This is a genomic window from Arsenicicoccus bolidensis DSM 15745 (genome assembly GCF_000426385.1).
GTDB classification, from domain to species: Bacteria; Actinomycetota; Actinomycetes; order Actinomycetales; family Dermatophilaceae; genus Arsenicicoccus; species Arsenicicoccus bolidensis.
In genome coordinates, this window is sequence record NZ_AUFG01000051.1 from 1 (window position 1) to 21,116 (window position 21,116).

Sequence of the window (21,116 nt, forward strand, 5' to 3'; positions counted from 1 at the left end):
ACCAGCACCACGACCGAGCCCGTCCCGACGACGCCGGCTCCCACACCCACCAGCTCCACGACGGAGCCGACTCCCACGCAGACGACTCCGGCTCCGACGACCCCGGCGCCCTCGGACATCCCGACGGGGGTCCTCGTCACGCCGGAGGCTCCGCGGTTCGCCGACCACTGCGTACCGGGCAACGGGATCGTGCACCTGCCGCGCACGACCGGGGTGAGCTACGAGTGGGACCGCCGCATCGGGCTGATCACCACCACGGTGGTCGTCGACGCAACCCCGGAGCCGGGCTACGCGTTCGCACCGGGCACGACCAGCCGGTGGACGCGGGACTATCCGGGCATCTGCGGGCGCGACTGACGCCCCCGGCCCCCGGCCCCGTGCCGGCACGACGCCGCTGACGCCGACCACGGCTGGGGGCGGCGCTCGTCATACGAGCTGACCGAGGGGCCCCTGCGGTCGCCCTCCGCCTCGGCGACCGTCCCCCGTCGGTCCGGCCATCCTCGGTCTGGTGCTGCAGCACCAGACGGGAGACGACCAAGCAGACGGGGGACGCAGCCCGAGACCCCGGACGGAGCCGCCCTGCCAGGAGGCGGCAGGGCCGCGCCAGGCCCGCACGAACGCCGTGCGTGCGGATCGACCTGAGGCAGGTCAGCCGAAGAAGGCGGAGTCCCGGGTGGCGAGGATGCGGTAGAGGCTCTCCTGGATCGTCTGGCGGATCTCGTCGGTGAGCGCGAACACCGTCATGGGGTCCTCCCCCGCTCCTGCCCCGAGCTCGTCGGTGCGCACCGGCTCGCCGAACTCGATGATCCACTTGCTGGGCAGCGGGACCAGCCCCATCATCCCCAGCCACGGGAAGGTCGGCGTGAGGGGGAAGTAGGGCATGCCCAGCAGCTTGGCCAGGCCCGAGGCGTTGCCCAGCATCGGGTAGGTCTCCTCCGCGCCCACGATGGAGCACGGCACGATCGGCACCCCGGCGCGCAGGGCAGCGGCGACGAATCCCCCACGCCCGAACCGCTGCAGCTTGTAGCGCTCGCTGAACGGCTTGCCGACCCCCTTGAAGCCCTCGGGCCAGACGCCGACCAGCTCCCCCGCCCTGAGCAGCCGCTCGGCGTCCTCGGCCGTGGCCAGGGTGGAGCCGGACTTGCGGGCCAGGTCCCCGACGACGGGCGTGGCGAAGACGAGGTCGGCACCGAGCATGCGCAGGTGCCGTCCCGCCGGGTGGTCGTCATACAGGGCCACCTGCGTCATGAGCGCGTCGAGCGCGATCGTCCCGGAGTGGTTGGCGACGACCAGGGCGCCGCCCTCGGCGGGGACGTGCTCGGCGCCGCGCACCTCGACGCGGAACCAGGAGCGGTAGAGGGGGCGCAGCAGGGGCAGGTAGGCGTGCAGCGTGAAGTCCTCGTCGAAGCCGAACTCGTCGACGTCGTAGTCGGCGGTCAGGCGGCGGCGCACGAAGGCCAGCAGCTCGGCGATCTGCCGTTCGGCCTCGTCCGGCGGGATCTTGGCCAGAGCGGCGGCGCTGCGCAGCACCTGCACGACGGCGTCGACCACGGCGTCCACGTCGATCGGGGGCACGGCTCGTGTCGGGTCGGCCGGCTGTCCGGGGCGAGGGTCGTCGGTCACGAGCGGGCTCCGGGGGTCGAGGACGGGTCGGGGAGCCACCCCATGGCGGCCAGGACGACCTGGGCGCGGCCCAGCCCCGTGCGGGCGAGGTCGACGCCCGGCACGGTCAGCCCGGCGGTCTCGGCGAACGACCCGAACGCCTCGCGGCTCGTCCGGCTCGGCTCGAAGCCGAGACGCTCCCTCATGCGGGTGGTGTCGACGACGCGGCCGTACGCCAGCTGGCGGAACTGCCCCTCCGGGAAGGTCGCCATCCGGGACCAGCCGTAACCGCGCCGCAGCAGGCCCTCGGTCTGCAGGGGCGCCTGCACGACGGGCCGGTGCATCATCCGTGCGCACTGGAGCACGGTGAGCACCCCGTCGCCGGCGACGTTGGTGACGCCGGTGACGCGGTCGGCGTCAGCGGTGGAGGCCAGCACGGTCGCCCGGACGCAGTCGTCCTCGTGGACGAACTGCAGGCGCCCGTCGAAGCCCGCGGGGACCGGCACGACCGGGAGGCTGAAGTAGTCGGTGAGGGCCGTGGCGATGCTCGGCCCGATGACGTTGGCGAAGCGCAGGACGGACACCTCGACGTCGGGGCGGCGCCGGGCGAACCCCGCGACGTAGGACTCCACCTCGGACGAGTCGCGCCCGAAGCCGTTGGCCGTGCGCACCCCCAGCGCCGCCGACTCGGTGAACACCGCGGGGTCGTGCGGGGAGGCGCCATACACCGCCGCTGCGGACTTGACCACGAGCCGCCGCAGCGAGGTGGCCTTCTGGCACGCCGCGAGCAGCTGCATCGTGCCGATGACGTTGATCTCCTTCTGCGACGCCCGGCCTCCGGCGGCCGTGGGGGTCGCGAGGACGCCCATGTGGACGACGGTGTCCACTGAGTACTGCTCCACGAGCCGGGTGATGACCGGGTTGCGCAGGTCCACGCGCACGAAGTCGACCCCGATCAGCGGACGTCTCGGTGGCACCACGTCGATGCCGATGACGCGGCCCACGTCCTCGCGGGCGGCGAGCGCCGTCGCGGCGAGCCCGCCCAGCAGCCGGGAGACACCCGTGACGAGCACGACGTCGGGCACGTGGACCTCCTGGGTGACGTTCGGTGACGCTGGGCTGGCGGCGGGCTGGCGGCGCGGCTGGTGGCCAGGCTGCTCGCGTGGCTGCTGGGGGGAACCTGTCCCGAGCCTAGGCCAGGGGTGACGCCGACGGCACCCGGGCATGACCAGAGCCCCCCGACCGTGGTCGAGGGGCTCTGCTGGTCACTTCTTGTTGCGGCGCTGGTGACGCGTCTTGCGAAGCAGCTTGCGGTGCTTCTTCTTGGCCATGCGCTTGCGGCGCTTCTTGATCACGGAACCCATAGCGTGTCCTTCGTCGAGCTGATCTGCAGTGTCGGTCGTGAGCCTCGTGCCGGTGCACGACGTTGTCACGTGCGCGTGGCGCGCTCACCGCCGACGAGGGAATCCGCCCCAGCCTAGCGCCCCGGGCTCTCCTCACCCAATCGACCGAGGCCGTATGCCGTCCGCGCCGGCCTCACGCGGTCTCGGTGTAGGCGCGCGCGAGGTACTCCTCGACGACGTGCTCGGGGACGCGGAAGGACCGTCCGACCCGGACGGCGGGCAGCTCTCCGCTGTGGACGAGGCGGTAGACGGTCATCTTGCTCACGCGCATGCGGGCCGCGACCTCGGCGACCGTGCAGAAGCGGACACCGTCGAAAGGACGTTGGGACGACATAGGGGATGGCTCACTCTCCGGGCACGAGGTGTCGTCGGCTTCCCCGTCGAGTCTTCACACGCGTGCTGGTTGGCACTCTAGAGCTCCGGTCACGCCGCGTGAGCAATCCGCGATGAGATTCACCCATGCTGTCCAGTCGACACGCCGCCGACCCCATGATCGGCGCCCATCTTGTGACGGCTAGTCGAACCAGACGTCGAGCCCGTGCAGCGGGAACGCCGCCTCGCGGGTGGCCATGACGGCGCGGTCCACGGGGTCCTCGGGGTCGTAGCCCGACTCCCAGCCCCGCCACCAGACGATGCCACCCTCGGCCACGCCGTCGCTCATGGACTCGGGCCCGGGCCGGCCGTGGCGCTCCAGCACGTGGTCGCGCCAGGCTTGCGGGATCGGGGTGTCCAGCCGGATCGGGTGGTGCGTGGCGATGGCCGTGAGGTGCGTCCAGGCGCGGGGCACCACGTCGACGACCTCGTAGCCTCCCCCGCCGAGGGCGACCCAGCGGCCGCCGCTCACCTCGTGGGCGAGCCGGTGCAGGCCCTCGAAGGCCTGCCGCTGGGCGTCCACCGAGATCGCGAGGTGCGCGAGCGGGTCCTGGTAGTGCGAGTCGCACCCCTGCTGGGTGATCAGGACGTCGGGGGCGAAGGCCCGCACGAGGGGGTTGACGGTGGCGTTGATCGCCCGCAGCCAGGCCGCGTCGCCGGTGCCCGGCGGCAGGGCCACGTTGATCGCGGTGCCGTCGGCCGAGGGGCCGCCGAGGTCGCGAGGGAAGCCGGTGCCGGGGAAGAGCACCCGGCCCGTCTCGTGCACGGACAGGGTCATGACGCGCGGATCGTCCCAGAAGCAGCGCTCGACGCCGTCGCCGTGGTGGACGTCGATGTCGACATAGGCCACCCGCTCGGCGCCGTGCTCGAGGAGCCAGTGGATGGCGACGGCCGCGTCGTTGTAGATGCAGAAGCCGGCGGCCCTGTCGGGCATCGCGTGGTGCATGCCGCCGCAGAAGTTGACGCCGTGCAGCGCCCGCCCCTCCCACACGTCTCGGGCGACGGCGAGGGTGCCGCCGGCGATGCGGGCGCTGGCCTCGTGCATGCCGAGGAAGGCAGGGTCGTCCTCGGTGCCGATCCCGAAAGCCTGGTCGGCCTGGGCGGGGTCCTCGCCCGCCGCACGGACGGCCGCGATGTAGTCCCGGTCGTGGACCCAGGCGAGCTCGTCGTCGGTGGCGACCGGGGGGGACACGAGCTCGACGTCATCGTGGTCGAACAGCCCCAGCTCGCGGCACAGTCGCGCGGTCAGGTCCAGACGGACGGGACTCATGGGGTGGCTCGGCCCGAAGTCGTAGCGCGTGAAGACCTCGTCCCAGACCACTCTCGTCGGCATCGACATGGAGCCGACCGTACCCGTGCGGGACCGGCCCGGCACGACGAGGCTCGCTAGCCGGTCAGACGCTGGTGCTGGCCACCGAGCCCGGGTCGTCCGCGAGGGGCAGGATCATCATCATCTCGTCGTCGTCGTCCTCGGTCGGCTGGTGACCGCGGGCCACCATGGGACGACGGGTGTCGGTGACCCGGAAGCCGTAGGAGCTGGCGAACGCCACGGCCGGACCGTTGTCGGTGCCCACCCAGTAGGACAGGTGGCGGCAGTCCATCGACCGGGCGATGCCGGAGGCGGCGCGGACCAGCTCGACGGCGACGCGGCGACCGCGCAGCTCGGGCCGGACCCAGATGCCGAACAGCTCGGCCATGGCGTCGTCGCTGCCGTCGCGGGGCGCCTGCGCCCGCACGCTGGCGACGCCGACCGGACCGTCCGCCGCCTCGGCCACGAGGCGGGTCGCCCGGGCCATGCGCTCGTGCCACAGGTCGTCGGAGAAGTCGCGCTCCTCCTCGTAGGTGGCCGCGAAGGCGTCCGGGGACTCCTTGAGCGCCGCCAGCCGGATGGTCCGGTAGAGCTCCCAGTCATCATCGGTCAGCACGCGCACGGTCAGCTCGGTCATGTCCCGCATCCTTTCATGGTGTCCGTGGCCGCTGCTACACCGGTCTGCGACCGATCCAGCGGGGCGCTGCGGCCTCGATCCGCAGGCGTGGCCGGAGATTTCAGTTGGGTCGAAGGGCCGATGGGGTCGAGGGGCCGGTGGTGTCGAGGGGCCGGTGGTGCCGAGCGTTCAGTGACCGCGGCCCAGCTCGGCCGAGCGCTCGGTCGCGGCCCGCACCGCCGCCACGACGGCGGCCCGGGTGGCCCGCTCGTCGAGGACGGCCAGGCCCGCGGTCGTCGTGCCCCCCGGCGAGCTCACCCGCTCGCGCAGGATCGTCGCCGAGTCGTCCCCCTCCGCCAGCATCGTGGCAGCACCGAGCAGGGTCTGCACAGCCAGGGTCGAGGCGACGTCGCGGGGCAGGCCCATCAGGACACCGCCCTCGGTCATGGCCTCGGCGAGGTAGAAGACGTAGGCGGGCCCCGAGCCGCTCACCCCGGTGACGGCGTCCAGGTGCTTCTCGGGCAGGGACAGCACGGCCCCCGACGGCTCGAGCACGGCACGCGCCAGGGCGAGGGCCTCGTCGCCGCAGCGGCTCCCGGGGCTGACCACGGCCATGCCCTGCCCCACCAGGGCCGGGGTGTTGGGCATGACCCGCGCCACGGCGATCGAGTCGGGCAGGTGCTCCTCGATGGCGGCGGAGGTGACGCCGGCGGCGACGCTGACCACGACGTCGCCCTCGCCGAGCCCGCCGGCCATCGCGTCGAGCAGGGCCGGGACGTCGGCCGGCTTGACGGCAACCACGTGCACGTCGGCCGCGCCGGCGGCCTCGGCCACGTCGGAGGTCGTGCGCACGGCATACGACCCGGCGAGCTCGGAGAGTCGCTCGCTGCTGGTGTCGACGGCGAGGACCTGGTCGGCCGGGTGCCCGCCGCGGACCAGGGCGGCGAGGATCGCCGACCCCATGGCGCCGACGCCGTAGAACGCGATCGTGCGGGACGCGAGGTCAGTCATCGGAACTCCCTGTCGAGGTTGCGAGGTCGGGTGCGCTCGCCAGTATGCCGAAGCCCACCGACAACCCCTACCCCGCGCCATTGGTCACCACTGGCGGATTTGATCGTTCGAACCGTGCCTCGAGACGTCATTGGTGACCAATGGCGGCGCGGCGCGGCGCGCGGTATGGCGGCGCGGCGCGGTGCGGGGACGGCGCGGCACGGGGACGCGGGGCGCGGGGCGCGGAGAGGCCAGTTGATCAGCGGCGCGAGAGCAGCGAGCGCACGAAGAACGTGACGTTGGTGGGGCGCTCGGCGACGCGGCGCACGAGGTAGGAGTACCAGGCGGGGCCGTAGGCGACGTACACGCGCATGCGATCGCCGCGGTCGGCGATCGCGGTCTGCTCGAGGGGGCGGATGCCGAGGTACATCTGGTACTCGAAGTGCTCGGGCCCCTTGTCGTAGGACCGGGCGAGGGCGGCCGCGATCGAGGTCATGCGCGGGTCGTGGGTGGCGACCATGGGGTATCCGACCCCCTCCATCAGGATCCGCAGGCACCGGACGTAGGACCGGTCGACGTCCTCCACCGCGTCGAAGGAGCGGCGCTCGTCGAGCTTGTAGGCGCCCTTGACCAGCCGGACCCGGACACCTTCGGCAGCGAGGTCGCGGCAGTCCTGCTCGGTGCGCCGCAGGGCCGCCTGCAGGGCGATCCCCACGCCGGGGAAGTCCTGCCGCAGCTCGCGGAGCAGCTCCAGGGTCGGCTCGACCGTCTCGAAGCCCTCCATGTCGAGGGTCACGTCCAGGCCGGCGTTGTGCGCGGCCCGGCACACGCGCCGCAGCTGGGCGAGGGCGAGGGACCGGCCGGTGGCCTGGTCCAGGCGACCGAACGCGGCGGGACGGACGCTGAGCTCGAGGCGGTGGTCACCGACGAGCCCCCGGGAGACGGCCTCGGCGACGAGCCGTTCGTACTCGTCCACGGTGGCGTCGCTGCGGGCGCGCGAGTCGGCGTCCGGCCCGAGGTAGGACACGGTCACCGCGCGGCCGGTCTCCATGAGGTCGCGGGCCGCGCCGAGCGCCGACTGCGTGCTGTCCCCGGCGATGAAGCGGGCCAGGATGTCGCGCGTGCCCGGCGACTCCTCGATCACCGACTGCACGCGTCCGATGCGGGCGAGCCGCAGGGAGGAGGCGCGCAGGGCGTCACCGAGCTCCAGGATCATGGTGGCGCCTTCCGCGCAGGGATCAGGTGGTGAGCCCCAGGCTAGACCGTCCTCGGTGGTCAGGGCGTCCGGCGGCGCAGGGTCGCGGCCCCCAGCGCGATCGCCGCCACCACGAACCCCGCCATCACGGCGACGTCGCGCCACACGTCGGCGGCGGCGTCGGCCTGCGTGGCCACCGCCGTCATCGCGTCCACGGCATAGCTGAGGGGCAGCACGTCGCTGAGGCCGCTCAGCACGCCCGGCATGGCGTCGCGCGGCGTGAGCAGCCCGCACAGCAGGAACTGCGGCAGCACGAACGCCGGCATGAACTGCACGGCCTGGAACTCCGTGGTCGCGAACGCGCTCACGAACAGCCCGAAGGTGCACCCGAGGACCGCGTCGACGACGGCGACCAGCACCAGCAGCCCGAGCGAGCCGCGGACGTCCAGGCCGCACACCCACACCGCCCAGGCCGTGGCGACCAGCGCCTGCAGCAGCGCGAACACCCCGAACGCCAGGGCGTAGCCGCCCAGCAGGTCGCCCTTGCCGAGGGGCGTGGTGAAGAGGCGCTCGAGCGTGCCCGACGAGCGCTCCCGCAGGGTCGTGACGCTCGTGACGATGAACATCACCACGAAGGGGAATACGCCGAGCAGGGCAGGACCGACCCGGTCGAAGACGGGCGTCCCGTCATACACCCAGGCCAGGAGGCCGAGCAGGACGCAGGGCACCACGAGCAGGAGGGCGACGGTGCGCCGGTCGGAGCGGATCTGGGCCAGGATCCGCCCGGCCGTGACGAGCATGAGTCGGGGGTTCATCGGGAGCCTCCATCCGCTGGGCCGTCTGCGTCCGAACGGTCGATGAGGGTGAGGAAGGCCTGCTCGGCATCGTCGGCGCCGGTGGCGGCGAGCAGCTCGGGATAGGTCGAGTCGGCGAGGACGCGCCCCTCCCGGACCAGGACGAGCCGGTCGCAGCGCGCCGCCTCGTCCATGACGTGGCTGGAGACGAGCAGCGTCGTCCCGTCGTCGGCCAGGCGGTGGAACAGGTCCCACAGGCTGCGGCGCAGCACCGGGTCCAGCCCGACGGTCGGCTCGTCCAGGACGAGCAGGCGCGGCGACCCCACGAGCGAGCAGGCCAGGGACGCCCGGCTGCGCTGCCCACCGGACAGGGCCCGCGTGAGGTCGTCCGCGTGGCTGGTCAGGTCGACGAGCTCGAGGACGCGCGACACCTCGGCCTGGACGTCGCGGACCCCGAGCAGGCGGGCGAAGTAGGTGACGTTGGCGGTCACCGAGAGGTCGTCGTAGACGCTCGGGCTCTGCGTCGTGTAGCCGACCTCGCGCCGCAGGTCGGCGGACCCGGCCGGGCGGCCCAGCACCAGGACCTCACCGCCGTGGGTGACCTGCACCCCGACGACGGCACGCAGGAGGGTGGACTTGCCGCCGCCGGAGGGGCCTAGCAGACCGACCACCTGGCCGACCGGCACCTGGAGGTCGAGGCCGTGGAGGACCTCGCGAGCGCCGCGTCTGACCACGAGGGAACGCACGTCGATCGCCGCCGCTGCGGGCGCGGGCACGCGTGCCGGGTCGAGGTCGACCGCACCCGCCTCGTGCCGTCCGCGCTGTCTTTTCATCATGTGATGAAATCTAGACCTGTGCCAGCCTCCCCACAACCCCCGCCCTGGGGGCATGAGGGTGGGTCGGGTCAGAGATCGAGATAGCGCTGTATGACGGGACCGACCGCCGCCACGAGCTCGTCGGGCTCGGCGTCGGCGACACCGGGCAGCCCTGCCACGTAGCGCGCGAACGCCAGCCCGATCATCTGGGTCGCCACCAGCGCGGCCCGGCGCTCCAGGTCCTGCGGGCCGACGCGACCCGCCACCCGGCCGAAGACCTCGTGCAGGAGGAACTGCCTGAGCAGGGTCATCGGGTCGTCGTGGGTCGCCGCCGACCGCAGCAGCGCCGCGATGCGTTCGCGTCCCGCGGGGGTGTCCCACACGTGGAGGAAGCCGCGCACCAGGGACTCCCCGAGCCGGTCGTCCGGCGCCTCCAGGATGCCGTCGACCACGACGCGCGGGTCGACGGGCACCTCCATGGCCGCCGCGAACACCGCCGCCTTGCCGTCGAAGTAGTGGTGCACCAGGGCGGGGTCGACGCCGGCCGCGCGCGCCACGCCCCGCAGGGAGGTGCCGTCATAGCCCTTGGCGGCGAGCTCGGCCCGGGCCGCCTCGACGATCTGCGCCCGGGCATCCTCCCCCGCGGGTCGCCGTCCGCGTGGGCTCATGCGCCGCCGTCAGGGGCAGCGACGCCATCGGGCTCGGGCCGCGCGAGGTGGCGGCGCGCGAAGGCCAGGGACTCGGCCAGGTCCTCGCGGCGCTGGTGGGCGCTGACCTTGCGGGTGCTGACCTCGACCACGACGGATCCCGCGAACCCCGTGGAGGCCAGGTGCTGCAGCAGCTCCTTGGCCGGCTGCGAGCCGCGCCCCGGCACGAGGTGCTCGTCGAGCGCGGAGCCGAGGCCGTCGGTCAGGTGCACGTGGTGCAGCCGGTCGCCGAGCGCCTGCGCCATCTCGAGCGAGTCCTCGAGGGCGGTGGCGGCGTGCGAGAGGTCCAGCGTCACGTTGTCGTAGGGCTGCTCGACGGGGTCCCAGTGCGGCAGGTAGGCCTGCACCAGACGCTCGCCGGCGCGCCAGGGATACATGTTCTCGACGGCGATGGTGATGCCGGAGTCGTGCTCACGGGTCGCGACGCCGTCGACGAACTCCCGGGCGTAGACGCGCTGCCAGCGGAACGGCGGGTGCACCACGACGGTGTCGCAGCCGACGGCCCGGGCCAGGTCGAGGGACATGTCGATCTTGGGCCAGGGGGCCGAGTGCATGACCCGCTGCGTGAGCAGGAGGGTGGGGGCGTGGATCGACACCACCGGCAGCTGGTGCTGCTGCACGAGGTCGTTGATCGCGGCGGCGTCCTGCGACACCGGGTCGGTGTAGACCATCACCTCGACGGCGTCGTAGCCCAGGTCGGACGCGATCCGGAATGCGTCGCGGACGCGCTCGGGATAGACCGACGAGGTCGAGAGGGCGACGAGGGGGGACGGCACGGAGGGCCCTGCTGGCTGGTGTGCGGTCACGTCGTCGAGCCTAGCCTCGCGGGGCCTACTCCATGCGCATGAGGTCCAGCTCGTTGAGGATCACGCCCTCGCGCAGCGCCCACGGGCAGATCTCGAGACGGTCGACGCCGAGCAGGTCCATCGACGCCTCGGCCACCATCGCGCCGGCGAGCAGCTGGTGGGAGCGGCCCGCGGAGACGCCCTGCAGCGCCGCGCGGTGGGCGGCCGGCATACCGGCCAGGCGCGGGACCAGGTCGGCGAGGGCGGCGCGCTCGAGGTGCCGCTTGGCGTGCAGGCCGTCGCTGGCGGGGGCCGCGCCCAGGACCCGGGCGAGGGTGCGCATCGTCTTGGAGGTGCCCACGGCGAGGTCGGGCTCGCCGGCCTTGGTCAGCTCGCGCATCCCGCGGGCGATGGTGGCGCGGATCTGCTTGCGGGCCTCGCGGACCTGCTCGGTCGACGGCGGGTCGCCCTGGAGCATCGTGCGGGTCACGCGGCCCGCCCCCAGCTCGAAGGACATGGCCACGTCCGGGTCCTCGTCGATGCCCGAGGCGATCTCCAGCGAGCCGCCGCCGATGTCGACCATCAGCAGCTTGCCGCTGGACCAGCCGAACCACCGCCGCACCGCGAGGAAGGTCAGCCGCGCCTCCTCCTCGCCGGTGAGGATCTGCAGGTCGGCGCCGGTGCTCTCGCGCACCATCGACAGGACGCCGCCGCCGTTGCCCGCCTCGCGGATCGCGCTGGTCACGAAGCCCATCACGCGCTCGACGCCCTGGTCCTCGGCGATGCGCAGGCACTCCCCCGCGAACCGCTCCAGCGAGCGCACGCCCTGCTCGTCGATGTGCCCCTGGTCGTCGGTGTGCTCCGAGAGCCGCAGCTCCATCTTGTGGCTCACGGTCGGGAGCGGCCGGGCTCCCCAGTGGGCGTCGACGACGAGCATGTGGACCGTGTTGGAACCGATGTCGATGACTCCGAGGCGCATGGGGGCGAGCCTAGTGGGAGCCGGCGGCACTAGGCTTGAGGGATGCCCGAAGTCCCCCTCGACATCCCCCGCGTCTGGATCGAGTTCACCGATCCGGCCGACGCGGAGCAGCGCTTCCGGTGCGACCTGACCTGGCTGACCTCGCGGTGGACCTGCATCTACGGCAACGGCTGCGCCGGGGTGTATGCCGAGCGCCCCGACGACGGCTGCTGCACGCTGGGCGCCCACTTCACCGACGCCGACGACGTCGCCCGGGTGCGGCGCGTCGCCCGACGGATGCCGCCCGAGCGCTGGCAGCACCGGTCGACCGGCCTGTCCACCGCGGCACGTGGCACCCGCACGGGCGAGGAGCCCCTCGAGGGGTGGCTCGAGCGGGAGGACGGCGAGCTCAAGACGCGCGTGGTGGACGGCGCCTGCGTCTTCCTCAACCGCCCGGGATTCCCTGGGGGACACGGCTGCTCGCTGCACCAGTGGGCCGTCGAGCACGGCGAGGCGCCGCACACCGTCAAGCCCGACGTGTGCTGGCAGCTGCCGACCCGCCGGTCCTACCGCACCGTCGAGATGCCCGACGAGACCAGCTATCTCGAGATCTCCATCGGCGAGTTCGACCGCCGCGGCTGGGGTCCCGGCGGTCACGACCTCGACTGGTACTGCTCCGGCAACCCCGAGGCGCACGTCGGGCGCGAGCCCGTCTACCGCTCCAACGAGGGCGAGCTGCGAGAGCTGATGGGCGATCTCGCGTACGACGAGCTGGTGATCCGGTGCGAGGCGCACCTCGCCGCCGTCAAGGCGGCCCGCGCCACCGGGGCCCGCAAGCTGCTGCCGCTGCTCGTGCACCCCGCCACCCTGGAGGCCCAGGGCGAGGGCGCGGTCACCAAGAAGCGTCGGTGAGCGACCTTGCCCGACAACGACATCCGCGACGGGTGGGTCGAGCCGTCCGCGGATCGGCTTGCGGCTGAGGCGATCCCGTCCCCCAACATCTGGAACGACCCGGACGCCTACGAGATCGAGAACGCCGGCGTGGACCCGGACGGCGCCATCGAGGCGGCGATGAGGTCCGTCCTGGGCGAGGCTGGCCGGACGGGCTGGGCGGGCTGCGACGTCCTCGACGTGGGGTGCGGATCCGGCTATCACCTGCCAGGTCTCGCGGCGACCGCGGACACCGTGGTGGGTGTGGAGCCGCACGGGCCGCTCGTCATACGAGCCCGAGAACGGTTGTCCCACCTGGGGATCCGCAACGCGTCCGTGGTGGAGGCAGGCGCCCAGGCGCTCCCCCTGGCGGACGGCTCGATCGACGTGGCGCAGGCGCGCTGGGCCTACTTCTTCGGCGCCGGGTGCGAGCCCGGCCTCGCCGAGCTCGAGCGCGTGATCCGGCCCGGGGGAACGGCTTTCGTGATCGACAACGACGCGACGCGGTCGACCTTCGGCGCGTGGTTCCGGCGCGCGTGGCCGACCTACGACCCGCTCGCGGTCGAGCGCTTCTGGCGGCGGCAGGGCTGGACGGCCGAGCGCGTCGACATGCGGTGGTCGCACCGGTCGCGCGACGACCTGGAGCGCGTGGTGCGGCTGGAGTTCACGCCGCAGATGTCGGACTGGATCCTGGCCCGGCACGGCGGGACCGAGGTCGACTACGCGGTCAACGTCTGGTGGCGCCGCTTCTAGCGACCCGCGCTGCGAGGGCCTGAGGGGGTGTGTCGGTGCCCGCGTCTAGGTTGGGACCATGGCCAGACCCGCGACCAAGACCACCAAGGCGACCTACCGCTGCTCCGAGTGCGGCTGGACGACGCCCAAGTGGGTGGGCCGGTGCGGCGAGTGCCAGGCCTGGGGGTCCGTGAGCGAGATCGGCGCCGTCTCCATCCGCACGGCCGCCGCGACCCACGTGGAGCGGCCGGCGGTGCCCATCGGCCAGGTCGACGCGCGACGCGCCGAGGCCCGCTCGACCGGGGTCGGCGAGTTCGACCGGGTGCTGGGCGGCGGACTCGTGGCGGGCGCCGTGGTGCTCGTGGCGGGCGAGCCGGGCATCGGCAAGTCCACCCTGCTGCTCGACGTGGCGGCGCAGGTCGCGCAGGCCGGCGGCACCGTGCTCTACGTCAGCGGCGAGGAGTCCGCGGCCCAGGTGCGCGTGCGCGCCGAGCGGATCGGCGCCATCGCCGACCGCCTCTACCTGGCGTCCGAGACCGACCTGTCGACGCTGCTCGGCCAGGTCGAGGCGGTCAAGCCCGACCTGCTCGTGGTCGACTCGGTGCAGACGATCAGCTCGGTCGAGGTCGACGGCTCGGCGGGCAACGTGTCGCAGGTCCGCGAGGTCGCCGCCAGCGTCATCGCGGCCGCCAAGCGCCGGCACATGGCCACCCTGCTCGTCGGGCACGTCACCAAGGACGGGTCCATCGCCGGGCCCCGCGTGCTGGAGCACCTGGTCGACGTGGTGGTGCAGTTCGAGGGCGAGCGCCACAGCCGGCTGCGGCTCGTCCGCGCCGTCAAGAACCGCTACGGACCGACGGACGAGGTCGGCTGCTTCGACCTGTCCGACGTGGGCATCGTCGGCCTGGCCGACCCCAGCGGGCTCTTCCTCTCCAGCCGCGACAGCGAGGTCCCCGGCACCTGCGTCACCGTCACCCTCGAGGGCCGGCGACCGCTGGTCAGCGAGGTGCAGGCGCTGATGGACCAGACCACCGCGACCAACCCGAGGCGCACGACCAGCGGCGTCGACCACAACCGCACAGCGATGACCCTGGCCGTCCTGCACAAGCACGCCGCCCAGCCCGTCGACAAGCACGACGCCTACATCGCCACCGTCGGCGGCGCCCGCCTCACCGAGCCCGCCGCTGACCTGGCCGTGGCGATCGCCATCGCGTCCTCCCTCCTCGAGAAGCCCGTCCCCTCCGGCACGGTCGCCTTCGGCGAGGTGGGCCTGGCCGGCGAGGTGCGCCAGTGCACCGGCCTGCAGCGCCGCCTGATGGAGGCAGCGCGACTGGGCTTCCGGCGCGCCATCGTGCCGGCGGGCACCCGCGCCCAGGGCCAGCTGCCCGACGGGATCCAGGTGCTCGAGGTCACCCACGTGGGGCGGGCGGTGGGGATCGCGCTCGACCTGTGACGAGGACGACCCCACCTGACGGACGGATACCCCGCGTGTTCGCCCGTCGACGCCGCTTGCGCCGTTAGGATGATGCGGGAGCAGTGCAGGCGATCCCCGCCGCACGCTGCGTCGAGCGCGGGCACCGACCGGGCTCGGGCGCAGGCTCTGACGACGAGGAGTGATCGTGGACGGCCGCCCGGACGACGACCTGATGCTGGCCGCCCTCGCTGCCGTGGCCCCCGGCACCGACCTGCGCGACGGGCTCGAGCGCATCCTCCGCGGCCGCACCGGCGCCCTGATCGTGCTGGGCAACGACAAGCTCGTCGACCAGATCGCGACCGGCGGCTTCCCCATCGACATCGAGTTCTCCGCGACCCGCCTGCGCGAGCTGGCCAAGATGGACGGCGCCATCGTCGTCAACAAGGACCTGAGCCGCATCGTCAAGGCCGCCACCCAGCTGCTGCCCGACGCCTCGATCGAGACCAGCGAGTCCGGCACGCGGCACCGCACCGCCGAGCGCGTGGCCAAGCAGACCGGCTACCCCGTCATCTCGGTGAGCCAGTCGATGCAGATCATCGCGCTCTACGTCGGCGGGCAGCGCCGCGTCATCGAGAACTCCTCCGCGATCCTGTCGCACGCCAACCAGGCCCTCGCCACGCTGGGCCGCTACAAGGCCCGGCTCGACGAGGTCACCGGCACCCTCTCCGCGCTGGAGATCGAGGACCTGGTCACGGTCCGCGACGTCATGGCGGTCCTGCAGCGCCTCGAGATGGTCCGGCGCATCAGCGAGGAGATCGAGGACTACGTCGTCGAGCTCGGCACCGACGGCCGGCTGCTGTCCCTGCAGCTCGAGGAGCTCACCCAGGGCGTCGGCAACGACCGCGAGCTCGTCATCCGCGACTACCTGCACGAGGCCGCGGTCGCGGCCGACCACCCCGTGCAGAACGGTCTGGCCGAGCTCGCCGGTCTCACCACGCCCGAGCTCATCGACCTGCAGATCGTGTCCCGCGCCCTGGGCTTCTCCGCCTCGGCCGACGTGCTCGACCAGGCGGTCAGCCCGATCGGCTTCCGCCTGCTGTCCAAGATCCCGCGCCTGCCGGCCACGATCGTCGACCGTCTCGTCGACCACTTCGGCTCGCTGCAGCGGCTGCTCGCGGCCAGCCTCGAGGACCTCATGGACGTCGACGGCGTCGGCGAGTCCCGCGCCCGTGCGGTCCGCGAGGGCCTGTCCCGCCTGGCCGAGTCCAGCATCCTCGAGCGCTACGTCTGACCCCTGACGGCGGCCCGCGACGACGGCGGGCCCGGCATACGACCTCATGAGCGACGACCACGGTGCCCCCGGCGACCTGCACGAGCCGATCCTCGGCTGGTATGCCGACCACGCCCGCGACCTGCCGTGGCGCCACGACGACTGCTCCGCCTGGGGCGTGCTCGTCTCCGAGGTGATGCTGCAGCAGACCCCCGTCGCGCGAGTGCTGCCCGTCTGGCTGGAGTGGATGGAGCGCTGGCCCACGCCCCGCGACCTCGCGCGCGCCCCCGCCGGTGACGCTGTGCGGGCGTGGGGGCGGCTGGGCTACCCGCGTCGGGCGCTGCGCCTGCACCAGTGCGCCGTCGCCATCGTCGAGCAGCACGGGGGCGAGGTGCCCGCGACCGAGGCCGAGCTGCTCACGCTGCCCGGCGTGGGGACCTACACGGCGGCGGCGGTCGCGTGCTTCGCGCACGGGGAGCGCACCGTCGTCGTCGACACCAACGTCCGTCGCGTGGAGGCCCGGGCCGTCACCGGCGCAGCCCTGCCCGCCGCCGCCCTCACCCGCGCCGAGACGGCTCTGGCCGCGACGCTCGTCCCGGCCGACCCCGAGGTCGCCCGCGTCTGGAACGTCGCCGTCATGGAGCTCGGCGCCCTGGTCTGCACCGCCCGCAGCCCCCGCTGCCCGGACTGCCCGGTGGCTCACCTGTGCGCGTGGCGGCTCGCGGGCTCGCCGGCCTATGACGGGCCGGCGCGCAAGGGACAGGCCTGGGAGGGCACCGACCGGCAGGTGCGTGGCGCGATGCTGGCGGTGCTGCGCGCCGCCGACGGCCCCGTGGGTCTCGCCGACCTGGCGACGGCCTGCCCCGACGACGAGGTCCGGCGCATGCGCTGCCTCGACGGGCTCGTGACGGACGGCCTGGTCGAGCCGCTCGGACGCGGCCGGTTCACGCTCCCGCGCTGATCCGCGCGTCGGATCCTCGGCGCAGACCTCCCCGCGAGGGCCGTCGTGGGGAGAGGATGGCCGTATGCCGATCCCCATCGCGCCCCGCAAGATCGACGTCCCGTCCGTGCGGCGGGCCCTGCACCGAGGCATCGCCGCCAGGGCTCCCAAGCTGCACGCCCCCGAGGGCGCCGAGTCCGGGCTCGCCCGCCCGACCGGCGCCACCGGTGCCGACGGAGTGGGCGCTGCCGGTGTCGGCGCCGCCCATGTCGGCGCCTCCGGTGTCGACACTGACGGCGTCGACCGGGTCAGCCATGGCGCCGGTGACGCTCGCCAGCTGGTGCAGCTCGTGGTGCTCGGCGAGTCGACGGCTCTCGGCATCGGCTGCGACGAGCCGTCGCAGATCCTCGCGGCCCAGCTCGCGCAAGTGCTGGCCGACCGCGAGGGCCGCGACGTGGCCTGGCGGACGCTCGCGGCGGACGGCGCCACGGCGGACTACTGCACGCTGCACCTCGTGCCCCGCCTCGAGGCCGAGGCAGAGGCAGGTCGCGCCCCCGTCGACGTCGTCGTCATCGCCATCGGCGTCAACGACCTGCTGCGTGGCCACCGCCCCGGGCGGTTCGCCCGCGACGTGGAGGCCCTGGTCAACCGCACCCGGGCAGTCGCACCCGACGCCGCGATCGTGATCTCCGGCCTGCCCGAGCCCCGCTCCATGCCGCTGCTCCCCCGCCCCGTCGCGTCCCTGCTCGGCCTGGCGGCGGGACGTCTCGACGGGGTCCTGCGCGACGCGGCCCGCCGTCATCGCCTGACCCACGTCCCGGTCTCGCACCTGCCCATGACGCCGGACGACCTCGCCGCGGACGGCTTCCACCCCGGTCCGGCCGCGTGCCGGGTCTGGGCCCAGGAGCTGGCCTCCGGCATACCGGTGCGAAGCGCCCGAAACTGACCCGTCAGGGCAGCTCGAGCCCTCGCCAGGCCCCGCACCCGCCCGAAACTGACCCGTCAGGACAGCTTGAGCCCCCACCACGCCCGCACGCACCCGAAACTGACCCGTCAGGGCAGCCCAAGCCCCCACCACCGCCCGCACGCACCCGAAACTGACCCGCCAGGGCAGCTCGAGCCCTCACCAGGGCGGTTGGACCCATCCACGCGCCCCGACGGGTCACTTCTTGCCGACGCGAAGATCGCCGTCGGCGGAGCTCAGAGGTCGACGAGCATCCGGATGTTGCCGAGGGTGTTGGGCTTGACCCGGTCGAGGTCGAGGAACTCCGCGGTGCCGGCGTCGTAGGAGCGCACCAGCTCGGCGAACACCTCGTGCGTGACGGGGGCGCCCTCGATGACGCGGAAGCCGTACCGCGCGAAGAAGTCGACCTCGAAGGTCAGGCAGAACACCCGCGACACCCCGAGCTCGCGGGCGTCGGTGAGCAGGGCCGTGACGAGGCGGCCGCCGATCCCGTGCCCGGCCGCCTCCTCGGCGACGGCGAGGGTGCGGACCTCGGCCACGTCCTCCCAGAACACGTGCAGCGCACCGCAGCCCACGACGACGCCGTCGATCTCGGCGACCCGGAACTGCTGCACCGACTCGTAGTAGGCGACGGAATCCTTGGCGAGCAGGATGCGGCGCTCGGCGTAGACCTGGACGAGGCGGCGGATGGCGTCGACGTCGCTGGTGCGCGCCCGGCGCACCACGACGGTCACCTCGCTCGCGTCCGGCGCCCCCACGACGTCTCCCCGCTGCGTTGCCTCGCTCATCCGAGCCAACCTAGACCTCCGGCCGGCTCGGCGCCGTGGCTCGTCACCCTCTGGACCGGGACGCGGGGCTTGGGGGCGCCGCGGACCCGCCGCCGGCAAGGCCGAGAGGACGCACATGCGGTGAGGCACGGCGTGTCGCGAGACGTCGTGACCGCTCGGTGCGGTGGCGGGCGCTTCCGGCCTACCTCGCGGGTATGCCGCGGGCCGGCCACCTCGGTGGGTGGCCGGCCCTCGCCGGTGTGCTGCCTCGACCCGGGACGCAGGCGGCGCTGCGCGATCCCGGTGCCGGGACGGTCAGCCCTCGGTGCCGGTGCTCTCGCCGCGGTCGTGACCGCCGTCGAGCGCCACGTCGAGCGGCGGCAGGTCGGGGACGTCGGAGCCCTTGGTGCCCTCGAAGGTGAACTGGGCGTCCTTGTCGGCGCCGTCGGTGTCGACGAGGATGATCTCGCCGGCTCCGATCTCGCCGTAGAGGATCTTCTCCGACAGGACGTCCTCGATGTTGCGCTGGATGGTGCGGCGCAGCGGGCGGGCGCCCATGACCGGGTCGTAGCCCTGCTTGGCCAGCAGCTCCTTGGCCGCGGGCGTGAGCTCGATGCCCATGTCCCGGTCCTTGAGCCGCGTGTCGAGGCGGGCGATGAACAGGTCGACGATCTGGACGATCTCGTCCTTGGTGAGCTGCGGGAAGACGATGACGTCGTCCACGCGGTTGAGGAACTCGGGGCGGAAGTGCTGCTTGAGCTCCTCGGAGACCTTGGACTTCATCCGGTCGTAGCTCGTCGAGCTGTCGTTGCCGGCGGTGAAGCCGAGCGAGACGCCCTTGGAGATGTCCCGGGTGCCGAGGTTGGTGGTCATGATGATGACGGTGTTCTTGAAGTCCACGACCCGGCCCTGGGAGTCGGTCAGGCGGCCGTCCTCCAGGATCTGCAGCAGGGAGTTGAAGATGTCGGGGTGGGCCTTCTCGACCTCGTCGAACAGCACGACGGAGAACGGCTTGCGGCGGACCTTCTCGGTGAGCTGGCCGCCCTCCTCGTAGCCGACGTAGCCGGGGGGCGAGCCGAACAGCCGCGAGGCCGTGTGCTTCTCGCCGAACTCGGACATGTCGAGCTGGATGAGGCTGTCCTCGTCGCCGAAGAGGAACTCGGCGAGCGCCTTGGCGAGCTCGGTCTTGCCGACGCCCGTGGGGCCGGCGAAGATGAACGACCCACCGGGACGGCGGGGGTCCTTGAGCCCGGCGCGGGTGCGGCGGATCGCCTGGGACAGCGCCTTGATGGCGTCGTCCATGCCGACGATGCGCTTGTGCAGCTCGTCCTCCATGTGGAGCAGCCGCGAGGACTCCTCCTCGGTGAGCTTGAACACCGGGATGCCGGTCGAGGCCGCGAGGACCTCGGCGATCAGCTCGTCGGTCACCTCGGCGACGACGTCCATGTCACCGGACTTCCACTGCTGCTCGCGCTCGGCCTTGGCCTCGACGAGCTTGCGCTCGTCGTCGCGCAGGGCGGCGGCCTTCTCGAAGTCCTGGCCGTCGATGGCGGCTTCCTTCTCGCGGCGCACGTCGGCGATCTTGTCGTCGAACTCTCGCAGCTCCGGCGGGGCGGTCATGCGCTTGATGCGCAGGCGCGCACCCGCCTCGTCGATCAGGTCGATCGCCTTGTCCGGCAGGAACCGGTCGTTGATGTAGCGGTCGGCCAGGTTGGCGGCCGCGGCGAGGGCGGTGTCCGTGATGGACACGCGGTGGTGCGCCTCGTAGCGGTCGCGCAGGCCCTTGAGGATCTCGATGGTGTGCGCGAGCGTCGGCTCGGCCACCTGGATCGGCTGGAAGCGGCGCTCGAGGGCCGCGTCCTTCTCGATGTGCTTGCGGTACTCGTCGAGGGTGGTCGCGCCGATGACCTGCAGCTCCCCGCGCGCCAGCATGGGCTTGAGGATGCTGGCGGCGTCGATCGCGCCCTCGGCCGCGCCGGCACCGACGAGGGTGTGGATCTCGTCGATGAACAGCACGATGTCGCCGCGGGTGCGGATCTCCTTGAGGACCTTCTTGAGGCGCTCCTCGAAGTCACCGCGGTAGCGCGAACCAGCGACCAGGGCGCCGAGGTCGAGGGTGTAGACCTGCTTGTCCTTGAGGGTCTCGGGCACGTCGCCGCGCACGATGTCCTGGGCCAGGCCCTCGACGACGGCGGTCTTGCCGACGCCGGGCTCACCGATGAGGACGGGGTTGTTCTTGGTGCGGCGGGACAGCACCTGCATGACCCGCTCGATCTCCTTGGCGCGACCGATGACGGGGTCGAGCTTGCCGTCGCGGGCGGCCTGGGTGAGGTTGCGGCCGAACTGGTCGAGGACCAGCGAGCCGGCCGGGGTGCCCTCCTGGGCACCGGTGGTCGAGCCGCCGACGCCGGCGCCGGCGGTCTCCTTGCCCTGGTAGCCCGAGAGCAGCTGGATGACGGTCTGGCGCACGCGGTTGAGGTCGGCGCCGAGCTTGACCAGCACCTGCGCCGCCACGCCCTCGCCCTCGCGGATCAGGCCGAGCAGGATGTGCTC

The 21,116-nt window shown here is 72.9% G+C and carries 21 protein-coding genes and 1 pseudogene; 7 read left to right on the top strand and 15 right to left on the bottom strand.

Annotated elements, in window-relative coordinates; translation table 11 throughout:
• A pseudogene (locus K313_RS24010) lies at positions 1 to 357 on the top strand (hypothetical protein); the annotation flags it as partial.
• Positions 358 to 648: 291 nt separating this feature from the next.
• Here K313_RS24010 and K313_RS0117595 read toward each other — a convergent pair.
• The 13 genes from K313_RS0117595 to K313_RS0117655 form a co-directional block, all read right to left on the bottom strand.
• A complete protein-coding gene (locus tag K313_RS0117595) occupies positions 649 to 1,623 on the bottom strand; it encodes a lysophospholipid acyltransferase family protein (protein WP_239262167.1) in 975 nt (324 codons plus the stop codon).
• On the bottom strand, positions 1,620 to 2,687 hold the full coding sequence (locus K313_RS0117600) for an NAD-dependent epimerase/dehydratase family protein (RefSeq protein WP_029212736.1): 1,068 nt from the start codon (positions 2,685 to 2,687) through the stop codon (positions 1,620 to 1,622). Before K313_RS0117600 ends, K313_RS0117595 begins: the two co-directional genes overlap by 4 nt.
• 180 nt (positions 2,688 to 2,867) lie before the next feature.
• Positions 2,868 to 2,966 carry a 30S ribosomal protein bS22 gene (locus K313_RS23240; RefSeq protein WP_003792170.1) on the bottom strand — a complete coding sequence of 33 codons (99 nt, stop codon included), beginning with the start codon at positions 2,964 to 2,966 and terminating at the stop codon, positions 2,868 to 2,870.
• Between the two features lie 172 nt (positions 2,967 to 3,138).
• Entirely contained in the window at positions 3,139 to 3,339 is a 201-nt protein-coding gene (locus tag K313_RS0117610) for a helix-turn-helix domain-containing protein (RefSeq protein WP_019286471.1), read from the bottom strand.
• Between the two features lie 180 nt (positions 3,340 to 3,519).
• The gene (locus K313_RS0117615; RefSeq protein ID WP_029212737.1) at positions 3,520 to 4,716 is read right to left on the bottom strand and encodes an acetoin utilization protein AcuC; all 1,197 of its coding nucleotides are present in this window, start codon (positions 4,714 to 4,716) and stop codon (positions 3,520 to 3,522) included.
• A gap of 55 nt (positions 4,717 to 4,771) precedes the next feature.
• Complete coding sequence (locus K313_RS0117620) at positions 4,772 to 5,323, bottom strand: GNAT family N-acetyltransferase (protein WP_019286473.1); 552 nt, start codon at positions 5,321 to 5,323, stop codon at positions 4,772 to 4,774.
• 168 nt (positions 5,324 to 5,491) lie between these two features.
• Entirely contained in the window at positions 5,492 to 6,313 is an 822-nt protein-coding gene (gene proC / locus K313_RS0117625) for a pyrroline-5-carboxylate reductase (RefSeq protein ID WP_019286474.1), read from the bottom strand.
• Between the two features lie 238 nt (positions 6,314 to 6,551).
• Positions 6,552 to 7,508 (bottom strand): proline dehydrogenase family protein, encoded by a 957-nt coding sequence (locus tag K313_RS0117630; protein ID WP_034254121.1) that lies wholly within the window; start codon positions 7,506 to 7,508, stop codon positions 6,552 to 6,554.
• Between the two features lie 59 nt (positions 7,509 to 7,567).
• Positions 7,568 to 8,302, bottom strand: a complete 735-nt coding sequence (locus K313_RS0117635) for an ABC transporter permease (protein ID WP_019286476.1) — start codon at positions 8,300 to 8,302, stop codon at positions 7,568 to 7,570.
• A complete protein-coding gene (locus K313_RS0117640) occupies positions 8,299 to 9,117 on the bottom strand; it encodes an ABC transporter ATP-binding protein (protein WP_029212739.1) in 819 nt (272 codons plus the stop codon). The genes K313_RS0117635 and K313_RS0117640 overlap by 4 nt, the downstream gene beginning before the upstream one ends.
• A 68-nt stretch (positions 9,118 to 9,185) precedes the next feature.
• On the bottom strand, positions 9,186 to 9,764 hold the full coding sequence (locus K313_RS0117645; protein WP_029212740.1) for a TetR/AcrR family transcriptional regulator: 579 nt from the start codon (positions 9,762 to 9,764) through the stop codon (positions 9,186 to 9,188).
• Positions 9,761 to 10,609 carry a sugar phosphate isomerase/epimerase family protein gene (locus tag K313_RS0117650; protein WP_156911461.1) on the bottom strand — a complete coding sequence of 283 codons (849 nt, stop codon included), beginning with the start codon at positions 10,607 to 10,609 and terminating at the stop codon, positions 9,761 to 9,763. The genes K313_RS0117645 and K313_RS0117650 overlap by 4 nt, the downstream gene beginning before the upstream one ends.
• Positions 10,610 to 10,634: 25 nt before the next feature.
• Positions 10,635 to 11,567 carry a Ppx/GppA family phosphatase gene (locus tag K313_RS0117655; protein ID WP_029212742.1) on the bottom strand — a complete coding sequence of 311 codons (933 nt, stop codon included), beginning with the start codon at positions 11,565 to 11,567 and terminating at the stop codon, positions 10,635 to 10,637.
• Between the two features lie 42 nt (positions 11,568 to 11,609).
• On the opposite strand from K313_RS0117655, the gene K313_RS0117660 reads away from it, so the two are divergent.
• The 6 genes from K313_RS0117660 (at position 11,610) to K313_RS21640 (ending at position 17,778) form a co-directional block, all read left to right on the top strand.
• A complete protein-coding gene (locus K313_RS0117660; protein ID WP_029212743.1) occupies positions 11,610 to 12,458 on the top strand; it encodes a DUF3109 family protein in 849 nt (282 codons plus the stop codon).
• A 6-nt stretch (positions 12,459 to 12,464) separates the two neighbouring features.
• Entirely contained in the window at positions 12,465 to 13,229 is a 765-nt protein-coding gene (locus K313_RS0117665; RefSeq protein WP_029212744.1) for a class I SAM-dependent methyltransferase, read from the top strand.
• Positions 13,230 to 13,287: 58 nt separating this feature from the next.
• Positions 13,288 to 14,661: a DNA repair protein RadA gene (gene radA / locus K313_RS0117670; RefSeq protein ID WP_019286484.1), complete on the top strand. Its 1,374-nt coding sequence runs from the start codon at positions 13,288 to 13,290 to the stop codon at positions 14,659 to 14,661.
• Positions 14,662 to 14,854: 193 nt separating this feature from the next.
• Positions 14,855 to 15,913, top strand: a complete 1,059-nt coding sequence (disA, locus tag K313_RS0117675) for a DNA integrity scanning diadenylate cyclase DisA (RefSeq protein WP_034254132.1) — start codon at positions 14,855 to 14,857, stop codon at positions 15,911 to 15,913.
• Positions 15,914 to 15,959: 46 nt separating this feature from the next.
• Entirely contained in the window at positions 15,960 to 16,853 is an 894-nt protein-coding gene (locus K313_RS0117680) for an HhH-GPD family protein (RefSeq protein ID WP_029212746.1), read from the top strand.
• 64 nt (positions 16,854 to 16,917) lie between these two features.
• A complete protein-coding gene (locus K313_RS21640; RefSeq protein ID WP_029212747.1) occupies positions 16,918 to 17,778 on the top strand; it encodes an SGNH/GDSL hydrolase family protein in 861 nt (286 codons plus the stop codon).
• A gap of 254 nt (positions 17,779 to 18,032) precedes the next feature.
• Here K313_RS21640 and K313_RS0117690 read toward each other — a convergent pair whose 3' ends face one another.
• Entirely contained in the window at positions 18,033 to 18,584 is a 552-nt protein-coding gene (locus K313_RS0117690; protein ID WP_029212748.1) for an amino-acid N-acetyltransferase, read from the bottom strand.
• A 294-nt stretch (positions 18,585 to 18,878) separates the two neighbouring features.
• Positions 18,879 to 21,116: ATP-dependent Clp protease ATP-binding subunit (locus K313_RS0117695; RefSeq protein WP_029212749.1), on the bottom strand; the 2,238-nt coding region annotated here is incomplete at its 5' end.

Bases quoted from the DNA above. Each gene is read 5' to 3' on its own strand.
- K313_RS0117630 (WP_034254121.1), bottom strand. From the start codon at position 7,508: ATGATCCTGGAGCTCGGTGACGCCCTGCGCGCCTCCTCCCTGCGGCTC.
- K313_RS21640 (WP_029212747.1), top strand. From the start codon at position 16,918: ATGCCGATCCCCATCGCGCCCCGCAAGATCGACGTCCCGTCCGTGCGG.
- disA (WP_034254132.1), top strand. From the start codon at position 14,855: ATGCTGGCCGCCCTCGCTGCCGTGGCCCCCGGCACCGACCTGCGCGAC.
- K313_RS0117690 (WP_029212748.1), bottom strand. From the start codon at position 18,584: ATGAGCGAGGCAACGCAGCGGGGAGACGTCGTGGGGGCGCCGGACGCG.
- K313_RS0117655 (WP_029212742.1), bottom strand. From the start codon at position 11,567: ATGCGCCTCGGAGTCATCGACATCGGTTCCAACACGGTCCACATGCTC.
- K313_RS0117615 (WP_029212737.1), bottom strand. From the start codon at position 4,716: ATGTCGATGCCGACGAGAGTGGTCTGGGACGAGGTCTTCACGCGCTAC.
- K313_RS0117645 (WP_029212740.1), bottom strand. From the start codon at position 9,764: ATGAGCCCACGCGGACGGCGACCCGCGGGGGAGGATGCCCGGGCGCAG.
- K313_RS0117620 (WP_019286473.1), bottom strand. From the start codon at position 5,323: ATGACCGAGCTGACCGTGCGCGTGCTGACCGATGATGACTGGGAGCTC.
- K313_RS0117680 (WP_029212746.1), top strand. From the start codon at position 15,960: ATGAGCGACGACCACGGTGCCCCCGGCGACCTGCACGAGCCGATCCTC.
- K313_RS0117610 (WP_019286471.1), bottom strand. From the start codon at position 3,339: ATGTCGTCCCAACGTCCTTTCGACGGTGTCCGCTTCTGCACGGTCGCC.
- K313_RS0117640 (WP_029212739.1), bottom strand. From the start codon at position 9,117: ATGATGAAAAGACAGCGCGGACGGCACGAGGCGGGTGCGGTCGACCTC.
- K313_RS0117635 (WP_019286476.1), bottom strand. From the start codon at position 8,302: ATGAACCCCCGACTCATGCTCGTCACGGCCGGGCGGATCCTGGCCCAG.
- radA (WP_019286484.1), top strand. From the start codon at position 13,288: ATGGCCAGACCCGCGACCAAGACCACCAAGGCGACCTACCGCTGCTCC.
- proC (WP_019286474.1), bottom strand. From the start codon at position 6,313: ATGACTGACCTCGCGTCCCGCACGATCGCGTTCTACGGCGTCGGCGCC.
- K313_RS0117660 (WP_029212743.1), top strand. From the start codon at position 11,610: ATGCCCGAAGTCCCCCTCGACATCCCCCGCGTCTGGATCGAGTTCACC.
- K313_RS23240 (WP_003792170.1), bottom strand. From the start codon at position 2,966: ATGGGTTCCGTGATCAAGAAGCGCCGCAAGCGCATGGCCAAGAAGAAG.